Source organism: Streptomyces roseirectus, from assembly GCF_014489635.1.
Taxonomy (GTDB): Bacteria; Actinomycetota; Actinomycetes; order Streptomycetales; family Streptomycetaceae; genus Streptomyces; species Streptomyces roseirectus.
In genome coordinates this window covers 6,510,367-6,522,887 of record NZ_CP060828.1, presented here as the reverse complement: position 1 = coordinate 6,522,887, position 12,521 = coordinate 6,510,367, and the positions used below count along the sequence as shown (strand labels likewise).

Genomic DNA, 12,521 nt, shown 5'->3' with positions numbered 1-12,521 from the left:
GGTACCGGACTCCGGGGCGCGGAAGGACGGGGCGGCACACCGCTCGCGGGGGAACGGAAAGGCGCCCTGCGGGCCCGGTTCAGCGGCGTCCCGGCCGGAGCAGCGTGGACCACGGAACCGCAGGCCCGCCGCGGAACGGTGACCGGCGGCGGGGAGGCGCGGTCCGGTACGGCACGGGAGCTGCCGCCGGCCTCGCGGCACGGCCGACCGGTCCACTGCCGGCGCCGTCGAGGTGACCGGTTCTCCTCGCCCGGCGCGGTCCGGAACCCGCACGCGCACCGGCCTCGAAAGCGTGCGGCTCGATCCGACGCCGCGGGAGCCGGGCAGGGTCCTGTCCCGCTGAGTGGTGTACCGGCGCGGAGCCGGTGACTCGGCGGGCAGACACGCGACCGCCGCCCCTGCTCCGGGCGGAGGCCAGGACCCGCAGGACTGCACCACCCGGCGGGACACCACCCTGGGCAGCTCCCGCGACTTCTCCCCGCTGTCCGACCGAGCTCCATACGAGCTCCTCTTGTGCCGCCGGTGCCGGCAGCAGACCGAAGTGTTACGTGAGGTTTCGAAGCTCCGACGGCTCAGCGTCCAGCATGGAACCGAGTCCGTCTATGCCATGAACGCGTCAATCCATGGGGTGTCCTGAACTCGCCGACCACACCCGGCCACCGCAGCGCAGCCCCGCAAGCCGACAGCCCCCAGCCCCCAGCCCCCAGCCGCGAGGACTTCAGCCCCTCGGGCCTCGCCCACACCCGTTCACCTTCAGTGAAGGGACTGACGAATATGAGGTCGTCGTTGTCGGAGCCGATCCCGCCGGACTGCCTGTGGCATCCCGGCTCAGCGCGGAACACCGGGTGCTGGTCGTCGACACCCGCCCCCAGATGCCTCGCGGTGACGCGCGCCTGGCCGCCCGGGGCGATCCCGACAGCCCCGACCATCAGCGGGTGACACGTTCCTGGTTCTCCCCGCACGGCTGCCCGTACGACAATCCGAACCTCCCGAAATGCCGCAAGCCGCACGGTGTGCCCCGGTTCCAGGCCCGCACCTACAGCGGGCCGACCGGGGACCGGCCTGAGCAGTACGACCTGTTCTGGAAGGCCACCAGGACCACCACACGGAGCAGCATGACGGGCCTCCAAGGGCGCCGTACGCGCCGCCCGGCGGGCACGGAACCGGCGCCAGAGGGCCGCCTGACGGGCTCTCGTGTCCCCTGGTCGGCCTCGTGTCCCCTGCGTGTCCCCTGGATCTTGATCCGCCCGGACGACCGATGGCCGTCACCTTCGGGTGGCGGCCATCGTTGTAGCGTTTACGCAGGTCAGAAGGTTTCTTCTCGCGTAGCGCAGAGTGGGGCGGGTGGGACTCGAACCCACGGCCGACGGATTATGAGTCCGCTGCTCTAACCGGCTGAGCTACCGCCCCATAGCGGCGTGTCGCGTACATGTGTGCGCGCCGTCTGCCGCAGCATAGCCGGTCATACGATCTCCCGCTCCGGATGGTCGGCTTCGCACGGCTGCTGACCTCGCCTTCGTGTCCAGGAGGACCGCGTGGAGCGCCGGACGGTTCCACCGGACATGAAAAAGGACCCCAAAGGGGTCCTCGTTCAGCATGCTCCCCCGACTGGACTCGAACCAGTAACCTGCCGGTTAACAGCCGGCTGCTCTGCCAATTGAGCTACGGAGGACCGAGCTCCCCCGACTGGACTCGAACCAGTAACCTGCCGGTTAACAGCCGGCTGCTCTGCCAATTGAGCTACGGAGGAATGCTCTCGATCGCATCGAACGCCGCCACCTGGGTACTTGCCAGGGGGCGCCCGCTCGCTGCGACACATACATTAGCGCAAGCAGGGGGGTGCTTCGCCAATCGGTACTCCCGCCGACAGCCAGGGAAGGGTCGCCGTCATGCGCTACCGGCTGACGTTCGCCGCCGGACTCGCCGTGGGTTACGTCCTCGGCACCCGGGCCGGACGTGAACGCTACGAACAACTGAAGAAATCCGCCCGCCAGTTCGCCCAGAACCCCGCGGTCCGCAACACGGCCGAGTCGGCCGTCCACCAGGGCCGCGAGTTCGCGGGCCGGACCTTCGGGAAGGTCACCACCCGCTTCCCGGACTCGGTGGCCACCAGAGTCCGCACCCTGCGCGAGCGCAACGCGACGACGGGGGACGACGACTGGGGCACGAGCAACACATGACGGCCGCGCCCCTGGAGAGAAAGGGAAGGCCCCGCAGGCCCCGCTCTCCAGGGGCGCGAGGCCGTGCCGCGCGGGCGCGACCAGCCACAACGAGCCCCGCGCCCGAAATCGCCGGAACCCTCCGCTCACCTCACCGGCCCTAGCCAGCGCGGCGCTACGGCAGAATTCGACCCATGGGGATAGTCGCCGGGCTGGACAGTGCGCCCGATTTCACTCGCATCGTCGTCTGTGACACGGACACGGGCGCCGTACTCAGGCAGGGCTACGCCCCGCACCCGGTGGACGGCCCGGAGGGCACCGGCGGGCGTCCGAGCGACGTCGACCCGCAGACCTGGCTGCTGTCCCTGGGCGAGGCGGCCGGCGGCGGCCTCCTGGAGGGCGTGCAGGCGATCGGCGTGAGCGCGCAGCAGAACGCGGTGATCCCCCTGGACGCCCAGGGCAACACGGTCCGCCCGGCGATGACCGGCGGCGACAAGCGCGCGCAGGTCGCCGCCGCCGACCTGGTGGACGCGCTGGGCGGGCGCGGCGCGTGGGCGCAGGCGGTGGGCGCCGTCCCGCAGGCCGCGCACCCGGTGACGAAGCTGCGCTGGCTCGCGAAGAGCGACCCGGAGGCCGCCGCGCGCACCGCCGTCCTGCTCCAGGCCCACGACTGGCTCGTCTGGCAGCTCCTGGGCCGTCCGGCGCGGCGGACGACGGACCGGGGCGGGGCCTCGGGGACGGGCTACTGGTCGGCGGCGTCCGGGGGTTACCGGCCCGACCTGGTGGAGCTGGCGCTGGGTCACCAGGTGATGCTCCCGGACGTCATCGGGCCCTCGGAGGCGGCCGGGACGACGCCGGAGGGACTGCTGATCTCGGCGGGCACCGGCGAGACGATGGCGGCGGCCTTCGGTCTCGGCCTGGGGCTCGGGGACGCGGTCGTGTCGCTGGGTGCCTCCGGGTCGGTGATGGCGGTGCACCCGGAGGCGCTGGTCGACAGCTCCGGGATGATCACCTCCCTGGCGGACGCGACCGGTATGCACCTGCCCGTCGTCACCACCCTCAACGCCGTACGCACGCTGCGCGGGACCGCCGAACTCCTCGGTGTGAAGGACCTGGAGACGCTGTCCGAGCTGGCGACGCAGTCGACGCCGGGGTCGCACGGGCTGGTGATGCTGCCGTACCTGGAGGGCGAGCGGACGCCGAACCTGCCGCACACGGCGGGGACGATCACGGGGCTGCGCCGGGAGTCGATGAAGCCGGAGCACCTGGCGCGGGCCGCGTTCGAGGGGATGCTGTGCGGGCTCGCGGACGCGCTGGACGTGCTGCGCGGGCGCGGGGTCGACGTGCGGCGCATCTTCCTGCTGGGAGCGGCGGCCGAACTGCCTGCCGTGCAGGCGGTGGCGCCGTCGCTGTTCGGGGCCCAGGTCGTGGTGCCGCAGCCGGCGGACTACGCGGCGATCGGGGCGGCCCGGCAGGCCGCCTGGGCGCTCGGGGTGTCGCAGGGGACGCTGGATCCGAGGACGCCTCCGGCCTGGCAGGGAGCGGCGGCGCAGGTGCTCGACCCGGGCGACGATCTCGCCGTGGGTCAGGCCGTGCGCCAGCAGTTCGTGTCGGTGCGGGAGCAGATCCATCCCGGGGCCCTGCACTGACGCTCCCGTACATTCCAACGTGCCGCGCGGCCGCCGAGTTCCCGGTTGCGCTGTCAGCTCAAGAAGGCCACCTGATGGGTTAATCGGTTGAGGTAACGCGGGTGGAGTGTCCGACGATAGGGGCCAGGGGCAACCAGAAGGCCCCCTCGTCGAACCACCCCATCCGCCCTCTGCCGAGAGACGTAGCGTGCTCATACGACTTCTCCGGACCTATCTCAGGCCCTACCGAAAACCCATCGCGCTGCTGGTGCTGATGCAGCTGCTGCAGACCAGCGCGACCCTCTACCTGCCCACCCTGAACGCCGACATCATCGACCAGGGCGTCGTCAACGGGGACACGGGCTACATCCTGACCTACGGCGCGCTGATGGTCGCCATCTCGCTGGCGCAGGTCGTGACGAACATCGGTGCCGTGTACTACGGCGCGCGGACGGCGTCGGCGCTCGGGCGGGACCTGCGCGCGGCGGTGTTCGACCGGGTGCAGTCGTTCTCCGCGCGCGAGGTGGGCCATTTCGGGGCGCCGTCGCTGATCACGCGGACGACGAACGACGCGCAGCAGATCCAGATGCTGGTGCTGATGACGTTCACCCTGATGGTCTCCGCGCCCATCATGTGCGTCGGCGGCATCGTGCTCGCGCTCGGTCTTGACGTGCCGCTGTCGGCCGTCCTGGTGGCCGTCGTTCCGCTGCTCGGGGTCTGTGTGACGCTGATCGTGGTGCGGCTGCGGCCGCTGTTCCGGTCGATGCAGGAGCGGCTGGACACGGTCAACCGGGTGCTGCGGGAGCAGATCACCGGCAACCGGGTGATCCGCGCGTTCGTGCGCGACGCGTACGAGGAGGGGCGGTTCCGGAAGGCCAACACGGACCTGACGGACGTGTCGGTGAAGGCGGGGAACCTGCTGGCGCTGATGTTCCCGATCGTGATGACGGTGGTGAACCTGTCGTCGATCGCGGTGGTCTGGTTCGGGGCCCACCGCATCGACAGCGGCGGGATGCAGATCGGTGATCTGACGGCGTTCCTGGCGTATCTGATGCAGATCGTGATGGCCGTGATGATGGCCACGTTCATGTTCATGATGATCCCGCGCGCGGAGGTGTGCGCCGAGCGGATCCAGGAGGTGCTGGACACGTCGTCCAGCGTGGTGCCGCCGCTCGCGCCCGTGCGGGAGCTGCGCCGGCACGGGCATCTGGAGCTGCGGGGTGCCGGGTTCCGGTATCCGGGCGCCGAGGAGCCGGTGCTGAAGGCGGTGGACCTGGTGGCGCTGCCCGGCGAGACGACGGCCGTGATCGGCTCGACGGGCAGCGGCAAGTCGACGCTCCTGGGGCTCGTGCCCCGGCTGTTCGACGCGACGGACGGCGAGGTCCTGGTGGACGGCGTGCCGGTCGCCGACATCGATCCGGAGCTGCTCGCCAAGGCCGTCAGCCTGGTCCCGCAGAAGCCGTACCTGTTCGCGGGGACGGTCGCGACGAACCTCCGGTACGGCAATCCGGACGCGACGGACGACGAGTTGTGGCACGCGCTGGAGGTGGCGCAGGCCCGTGACTTCGTGGAGCGTCTGGAGGGCGGGCTGAACGCGCCGATCGCGCAGGGCGGGACGAACGTCTCGGGCGGGCAGCGCCAGCGCCTGTCGATCGCGCGGACGCTCGTGCAGCGGCCGGAGATCTACCTGTTCGACGACTCCTTCTCGGCCCTGGACTACGCGACGGACGCCGCCCTCAGGTCGGCGCTCGCGCGCGAGACGGCCGACGCGACCGTGGTGATCGTCGCGCAGCGCGTGTCGACGATCCGGGACGCCGACCGGATCGTCGTCCTGGACGAGGGGCGGGTCGTCGGGACGGGCACCCATCACGAGCTGATGGCGGACAACGAGACGTACCGGGAGATCGTGCTCTCCCAGCTCACGGAAGCGGAGGCTGCCTGATGGCCGGGCCGGCGGGACGGATGATGGCCGGGGCGGGCCCCGACAACAGATCGCTGGACTTCAAGGTGTCCGGCAAGCGGCTGGTCGCGCAGTTCCGGCCCGAGCGGGTGACGATCTACGCGCTGCTGGCGTGCGTCGTGATCAGCGTGGGGCTGAACGTCGTCGGGCCGAAGATCCTCGGGCGGGCGACGGACCTGGTGTTCGCGGGGATCGTCGGGCGGCAGATGCCGGCGGGCGAGTCCAAGGAGCAGGCGCTCGACGGGATGCGCGCGAGCGGGCAGGGCTCCGTCGCGGACATGCTCAAGTCGACGGACTTCACGCCCGGCAAGGGCATCGACTTCGAGGCCGTCGGGGAGGTCCTGGGGATCGCCCTGGTGGTGTTCCTCTTCGCGGGGCTGCTGATGGCGTTCGCGACGCGGCTGGTCAACCGGGCCGTGAACCGGACGGTGTACCGGATGCGGGAGGACGTGCAGACGAAGCTGTCGCGCCTTCCACTGTCGTACTTCGACAAACGGCAGCGCGGGGAGGTGTTGTCGCGGGCGACGAACGACATCGACAACATCGGGCAGACGCTCCAGCAGTCGATGGGGCAGCTCATCAACTCGGTGCTGACCATCATCGGGGTGCTGGCGATGATGTTCTGGGTGTCCTGGCTGCTGGCGCTGGTCGCGCTGGTGACGGTGCCGCTGTCGGCGCTGGTCGCGACGCGGATCGGCAAGCGGTCGCAGCCGCACTTCGTGCAGCAGTGGCGCACGACGGGCACGCTCAACGCGCACATCGAGGAGATGTACACCGGGCACACGCTGGTCAAGGTGTTCGGGCGGCAGCGGGAGTCGGCCGAGCAGTTCGCCGAGCAGAACGACGCGCTGTACGAGGCCGGGTTCAAGGCGCAGTTCAACAGCGGGATCATGCAGCCGCTGATGCTGTTCGTGTCGAACATCAACTACGTGCTGGTGGCGGTCGTGGGCGGGCTGCGGGTGGCGTCCGGGTCGCTGTCCATCGGGGACGTGCAGGCGTTCATCCAGTACTCGCGGCAGTTCTCCATGCCGCTCACGCAGGTCGCGTCCATGGCGAACCTCGTGCAGTCGGGGGTGGCGTCCGCCGAGCGGATCTTCGAACTCCTCGACGCGGAGGAGCAGTCGGCCGACGCCGTGCCGGCCGAGCGGCCGGCCGAGCTGCGGGGGCGGGTCGCGCTGGAGGGCGTGTCCTTCCGGTACGACCCCGACAAGCCGCTGATCGAGGATCTGTCCCTGGTCGTCGAGCCGGGGCACACCGTCGCCATCGTGGGGCCCACGGGCGCCGGGAAGACCACCCTCGTCAACCTGCTCATGCGGTTCTACGACGTCTCCGGCGGGCGCATCACCCTCGACGGCGTCGACATCGCGCGCATGTCGCGTGACGAACTGCGCGCCGGGATCGGGATGGTGCTCCAGGACACCTGGCTGTTCGGGGGGACGATCGCGGAGAACATCGCGTACGGGGCGGCGCGGGACGTCACCCGCGGGGAGATCGAGGAGGCGGCGCGCGCGGCGCACGCCGACCGGTTCGTCCGTACGCTGCCCGACGGGTACGACACCGTCATCGACGACGAGGGCAGCGGGGTCAGCGCCGGTGAGAAGCAGCTCATCACCATCGCGCGGGCGTTCCTGTCCGACCCGGTGATCCTGGTGCTCGACGAGGCGACGTCGTCCGTCGACACGCGTACCGAGGTGCTGATCCAGAAGGCGATGGCCAAACTCGCCCACGGGCGGACGTCGTTCGTGATCGCGCACCGGCTGTCGACGATCCGGGACGCGGACACGATCCTCGTGATGGAGAGCGGGTCGATCGTCGAACAGGGCTCGCACGTCGATCTGTTGGCGGCGGGCGGGGCGTACGCGCGGCTCTACAAGGCGCAGTTCGCGGAGGCGGTGGCCGAAGTGGACTGAGCCGGACGGGGGTTGGCCGGGGGCGCGGGCGCGCCCCCGTCAGTCCAGGTAGCCCCTCAACTGGTCCGCGAACGCGTGGTCCCTGAGTTTGTTGAGGGTCTTGGACTCGATCTGGCGGATCCGTTCGCGGGTGACGCCGAAGATGCGGCCGATCTCCTCCAGCGTGCGCGGGCGGCCGTCGGCGAGGCCGTAGCGGAGCTGGACGACCTTGCGTTCGCGTTCGCCGAGGGTGGACAGGACGGCCTCCAGGTGCTCGCGCAGGAGGAGGAACGCGGCGGACTCCACGGGGCTCGCCGCGTCGCCGTCCTCGATGAGGTCGCCCAGGGCCACGTCGTCCTCCTCGCCCACGGGTGCGTGGAGGGAGACCGGCTCCTGGGCGAGGCGCAGGACCTCGCCGACGCGCTCGGGGGCGAGGTCGAGCTGGGCGGCGACCTCCTCGGGCGTGGGTTCGTAGCCGCGCTCCTGGAGCATGCGGCGCTGGACCCGGACGACGCGGTTGATGAGTTCGACGACGTGGACGGGGACGCGGATGGTCCGGGCCTGGTCGGCGAGGGCCCGGGACATCGCCTGGCGGATCCACCAGGTCGCGTACGTCGAGAACTTGTACCCGCGCGCGTAGTCGAACTTCTCGACGGCGCGGATGAGGCCGAGGTTGCCCTCCTGGACGAGGTCGAGCATGGTCAGGCCGCGGCCGACGTACCGTTTCGCGACGGAGACGACGAGCCGCAGGTTCGCCTCGATGAGCCGTCGTTTGGCCATCCGTCCCATGACCACGAGCCGGTCGAGGTCCAGGGCCAACTGGCTGTCGAGGTCGGGGGTGTTGAGCAGTTTCTCCTCGGCGAACAGCCCGGCCTCGACGCGGCGGGCGAGTTCGACCTCCTCCGCCGCGGTGAGCAGCGGGATGCGGCCGATCTCGCGCAGGTACTGCCGGAACAGGTCGGAGGAGGGCCCGCCGGTGTCGGCGGCGCGCGCGGGGGCGGGCTCCGGCGGCTCGGGGGGTTCGTCGAGCGCGTCGGCCGGGGGGCCCGCCTCGGGGTGGCGCGCGGCGGGGCCCTGCACCGGCACCGCGGCCAGCGCGTCGGGCTCGGCGTCGGGCTCCGCTCCGGTACCGGCGTCGGTCTGGGTGAGCGTCTGGGTCTGCACGGGGGCGACCTCCAGGGTGATCGCTGCCAGGGGGTACGGCAGCGGTACTTCGGGGGCGGAGTGGACGGCCGCGCCGCTGTCCGTCCCGTACGCGGTGAGCGTCGGCGTGGGGGTGAGGGCTCCGTGGGGGACGGATCGGCCGCGCTCCGAGTACTCAGGCACCGCACCCCAGTGTGGGGTACGACACATCGTCGCCACGAGGGGCGTGCGGTGACTTTTTGAGTCCGGGGTGTGACCGGGCGGTGACCGGCGTGGGTCGGGGTGACGGGTGGGGCGGGACGGCCTGCGAGAATCGCGCGGTGTCCGAATCCCTGTACGAAATCCACGTCACCGTCGACGATCCCGACGTGGCGCGCCTGCGCGCGTGGGCGTCCGGCGCGGGGCTGAAGCTCACGGTGATCGAACTGGCGCGGGGCCGGATGCCGGTCCAGCCGATGCTGACGCTGGACGCCGGCTCGTACGACGCGGCGCGGGCCCGCGCGCGGGAGGTGACCGCCGGGCTGCGGGCGGCGGGGTTCGCGCCCGTGCGCGTGAAGGTCGAGTCGGCGCCGTGGGCCCCGGAGGTGCCGGACGGGCCGTGCGGGGACGGGCGTTACTTCGAGCACCACGTGAAGCTGCGGGTCGACGGGGACGCCGGTCTCGGTGAACTCGCCGCTCTGGTCGCGCCGTTCGGGGCGCACCTGTCGCGCAACGCGCGCCGGGAGGGCGAGCGGTTCGTGACGCAGCGGTGCCGGGGCGTGGACGCGGCGGGCGCTCGGGCGGCGCTGGAAAAGCTGTTGCGGGCGCTGGAGGGGTGGCCTGTGCTGTCCGTGGAGCGGGAGTTCGTGCTGGACGACAGCGACGAGTCGGTGGACGAGGGGTGGATCGCGTGAACGCGTGGGAGTCCGGGGCCGATTCGCCGCGCGGCGAGCTGGACGACGGGACGCTGCGGGCCGGTGATCTGCCGCGCACCCTGCGGACCGTCCCCGGTGACGGCCTCACGCAGAAGCTGGTCTTCGATCCGTCGATGAAGCAGCACCGCAACGCCTTCCGGGCGACCGATCCCGCCTTCGCGGATCCGGAGCGTGCCGAGGCGTGGCGGGCGGCCCGGCGCCGGGCCCTGGAGACGGTCCTGCGCGCGATCGCCGGGTCGGAGTGGGCCGGCTGCCTCGTCCTGCGCGGCAGCATGCTGATGACGGCCTGGTTCGGGGACGCGGCGCGTGAGCCCGGGGACCTCGATTTCGTCGTCGTACCGCACTCCTGGGGCCTCGACGACCCCCGGACGACCCGGATGCTCGACGGCATCACGAAAGCCGCCGAGGAGGCCGCACAGGGCTTCGACGCGGCGGGCGCGGTCGCGGAGGACATCTGGACGTACGAGCGGGTGCCGGGGCGGCGGCTGGTCCTGCCGTGGACGGCTCCCGGGCTGCCCGGCGGGCACGTCCAGCTGGACTTCGTCTTCGGCGAGCGCCTGCCGCAGGAGCCGGAGCCGGTCGAACTCCCGGGCGGGGCCGTGCTGTCGGGGGCCACGCCCGCGTTGTCGCTGGCGTGGAAGATGCTCTGGCTGACCCTCGACACGTACTCCCAGGGCAAGGACCTGTACGACGCCGTCCTGCTCGCCGAGCGGCATCCGCTGCCGTACGCGTTGCTGCACGCGGTGTTCGAGGCGGGGGGCGAGTGGCCGGAGTACCACCGGAAGGTCGTCCTGTACGAGGACGTCGTGGAGGCCCTGAGGTACGTGGAGTGGCGGCACTTCGTCGTCGAGTTCCCGCGGTTCGCCGACGCGCGGGAGGAGTTCGTGGGGCGCCTGCTGCGGGCGGTGGCGCCGACCTTCGCCACGGGCTCAGAGGGCGGCGACGCCGTGCGCCTGTAGTGCCCGGTCGTACTCCTGGAGGACCCACAACTCGTTCTGGACGGCGGCCAGTTGCGCGGGGTCGCCGGCGGTGGCGAGGCGGGTCAGCTGGGACTGGATGTCGCGGATGCGGCGCTCGACGGCGCGGCGGCGGACGGTGACGAGCTGCGCGCCCGCGTAGACGTCGTCCACGGTGCGGCGCATGATCGCCTCGACGGCCAGCTCGGTGACCATCGCGCGCACGGTGTCGTCCGGGGCGACCTCGCGTACGCACATCAGGTAGTCCTGCGGGTCCTCGATGCCGTACTCGGCGCCGCCCGCGTCGAGGATGGCCTGGCGGACGGCCGCGTAGGGGGCGCAGGTGAACTCGTCCACCCCGTACGCGTCGAAGGCCGGGGAGACCAGATCGGGGCGCTGGAGGGCGAGTTTGAGGAGTTCGCGCTCGGTGGCGTAGACGGGGTTGCGCAGTTGGAGGGCGGGGCCCCTGACGACGGGGCGAGGGGTGTCGTCGAGTTCGGCGAGGCGCTTGCGGGCGCGCTCGGGGGCGCCGTTCCCGCCGCCTCGGCGCACCAGGTAGCCGACGCGGTCGACGACGAACTCCTGGTCCAGGATGCCGACGAGCCCGGCCAGTTGGACGGCGACCTCGCGCCGGACGCTGCGTTCCTTGATCTTCGCGACGACCGGGGTGGCCTCGTCGAGCGCGGCGGCGCGGCCGCCCGGGGTGTCGAGGTCGTAGCGGGAGACGATCTGGCGCAGCGCGAACTCGAAGAGCGGCGTGCGGGGTTCGACCAGGTCGGCGACCGCCTCGTCGCCCTTGGCGAGGCGCAGTTCGCAGGGGTCCATGCCGTCGGGGGCGACGGCGATGTACGTCTCGGCGGCGAACTTCTGGTCGTCCTCGAAGGCGCGCAGGGCGGCCTTCTGGCCCGCCGCGTCGCCGTCGAAGGTGAAGATCACGCGCGCGCTGCCGTTGTCCATGAGGAGGCGGCGCAGGATCTTGATGTGCTCGCCGCCGAAGGCCGTGCCGCAGGTCGCGATGGCGGTCGTGACGCCCGCGAGGTGGCAGGCCATGACGTCGGTGTAGCCCTCGACGACGACCGCGCGGCTGGACTTGGCGATCTGCTGCTTGGCGAGGTCGATGCCGTACAGGACCTGGGACTTCTTGTAGATCGCGGTGTCGGGCGTGTTCAGGTACTTGGGGCCGTTGTCGGCCTCGTACAGCTTGCGGGCGCCGAAGCCGACGACGTCCCCGCCGATGTCGCGGATGGGCCACATCAGGCGGCCCCGGAAGCGGTCGATGGGGCCCCGGCGGCCCTCCTGGGCGAGGCCGGACAGGAGGAGTTCCTTGTCGCTGAAGCCCTTGCCGCGCAGGAAGCGCGTGAGGTGGTCCCAGCCCTGGGGGCTGTAGCCGACGCCGAAGTGGACGGCGGCGGCCTGGTCGAAGCCGCGCTCGGCGAGGAAGATCCGGCCGGTGTCGGCCTCGGGGCTGATGGCCAGCTGCTCCGCGTACCACTCGGCGGCGACCTTGTGGGCCTCGACCAGGCGGATGCGCTCGCCGCGCTGGTGGGAGGGGTTGTAGCCGCCCTCCTCGTACCTGAGGGTGATGCCCGCGCGCGCGGCGAGGCGTTCGACCGACTCGGAGAACGTGAGGTGGTCGACCTTCATCACGAACGTGATGGTGTCGCCGCCCTCCTGGCAGCCGAAGCAGTGGAAGAGGCCCTTGCTGGGGCTGACCTGGAACGACGGGGACTTCTCGTCGTGGAAGGGGCACAGGCCCTTGAGGTTGCCGCCGCCCGCGTTGCGCAGTTGCAGGTACTCGGAGACCACGGCGTCGATCGGGACCGCGTCCCGTACCGCCTTCACGTCCTCGTCGTTGATCCGTCCTGCCACGCA

The 12,521-nt window shown here is 71.4% G+C and carries 8 protein-coding genes and 3 tRNA genes; 6 read left to right on the top strand and 5 right to left on the bottom strand.

All coding sequences use genetic code 11. The features are described from left to right. Nucleotides 1-1,336 precede the first annotated feature (1,336 nt). The 3 genes from IAG44_RS27890 to IAG44_RS27880 form a co-directional block, all read right to left on the bottom strand. A tRNA-Ile gene (locus IAG44_RS27890) sits at nt 1,337-1,410 on the bottom strand. Between the two features lie 189 nt (nt 1,411-1,599). Continuing rightward, nucleotides 1,600-1,672, bottom strand: a tRNA-Asn gene (locus IAG44_RS27885). A gap of 5 nt (nt 1,673-1,677) precedes the next feature. Continuing rightward, nucleotides 1,678-1,750: transfer RNA gene (locus IAG44_RS27880), tRNA-Asn, on the bottom strand. Nucleotides 1,751-1,889: 139 nt separating this feature from the next. On the opposite strand from IAG44_RS27880, the gene IAG44_RS27875 reads away from it, so the two are divergent. The 4 genes from IAG44_RS27875 to IAG44_RS27860 all read left to right on the top strand — a co-directional run bounded on the left by IAG44_RS27875 (nt 1,890) and on the right by IAG44_RS27860 (nt 7,657). Beyond that, nucleotides 1,890-2,180, top strand: coding sequence for a YtxH domain-containing protein (locus tag IAG44_RS27875; protein WP_187749822.1), 291 nt, complete (start codon nt 1,890-1,892; stop codon nt 2,178-2,180). Nucleotides 2,181-2,353: 173 nt separating this feature from the next. Further along, on the top strand, nt 2,354-3,808 hold the full coding sequence (locus IAG44_RS27870; RefSeq protein ID WP_187749821.1) for an FGGY family carbohydrate kinase: 1,455 nt from the start codon (nt 2,354-2,356) through the stop codon (nt 3,806-3,808). 187 nt (nt 3,809-3,995) lie between these two features. Beyond that, complete coding sequence (locus tag IAG44_RS27865; protein WP_187749820.1) at nt 3,996-5,729, top strand: ABC transporter ATP-binding protein; 1,734 nt, start codon at nt 3,996-3,998, stop codon at nt 5,727-5,729. Next, nucleotides 5,729-7,657 carry an ABC transporter ATP-binding protein gene (locus IAG44_RS27860; protein WP_187749819.1) on the top strand — a complete coding sequence of 643 codons (1,929 nt, stop codon included), beginning with the start codon at nt 5,729-5,731 and terminating at the stop codon, nt 7,655-7,657. The genes IAG44_RS27865 and IAG44_RS27860 overlap by 1 nt, the downstream gene beginning before the upstream one ends. Before the next feature lie 39 nt (nt 7,658-7,696). Here the strand turns inward: IAG44_RS27860 and IAG44_RS27855 are convergent, their stop codons facing one another. Beyond that, nucleotides 7,697-8,962 carry an RNA polymerase sigma factor gene (locus IAG44_RS27855; RefSeq protein WP_187749818.1) on the bottom strand — a complete coding sequence of 422 codons (1,266 nt, stop codon included), beginning with the start codon at nt 8,960-8,962 and terminating at the stop codon, nt 7,697-7,699. Nucleotides 8,963-9,099: 137 nt separating this feature from the next. On the opposite strand from IAG44_RS27855, the gene IAG44_RS27850 reads away from it, so the two are divergent. Further along, entirely contained in the window at nt 9,100-9,672 is a 573-nt protein-coding gene (locus tag IAG44_RS27850) for a hypothetical protein (protein WP_187749817.1), read from the top strand. Continuing rightward, nucleotides 9,660-10,652, top strand: coding sequence for a nucleotidyl transferase AbiEii/AbiGii toxin family protein (locus IAG44_RS27845; RefSeq protein WP_425508473.1), 993 nt, complete (start codon nt 9,660-9,662; stop codon nt 10,650-10,652). Before IAG44_RS27850 ends, IAG44_RS27845 begins: the two co-directional genes overlap by 13 nt. On the opposite strand, the gene dnaG is transcribed toward IAG44_RS27845, so the two are convergent. Next, nucleotides 10,623-12,518 carry a DNA primase gene (gene dnaG / locus IAG44_RS27840; protein ID WP_187749816.1) on the bottom strand — a complete coding sequence of 632 codons (1,896 nt, stop codon included), beginning with the start codon at nt 12,516-12,518 and terminating at the stop codon, nt 10,623-10,625. The genes IAG44_RS27845 and dnaG overlap by 30 nt on opposite strands. Nucleotides 12,519-12,521 lie beyond the last annotated feature (3 nt).

Bases quoted from the DNA above. Each gene is read 5' to 3' on its own strand.
- IAG44_RS27875 (WP_187749822.1), top strand. From the start codon at position 1,890: ATGCGCTACCGGCTGACGTTCGCCGCCGGACTCGCCGTGGGTTACGTC.
- IAG44_RS27870 (WP_187749821.1), top strand. From the start codon at position 2,354: ATGGGGATAGTCGCCGGGCTGGACAGTGCGCCCGATTTCACTCGCATC.
- IAG44_RS27860 (WP_187749819.1), top strand. From the start codon at position 5,729: ATGGCCGGGCCGGCGGGACGGATGATGGCCGGGGCGGGCCCCGACAAC.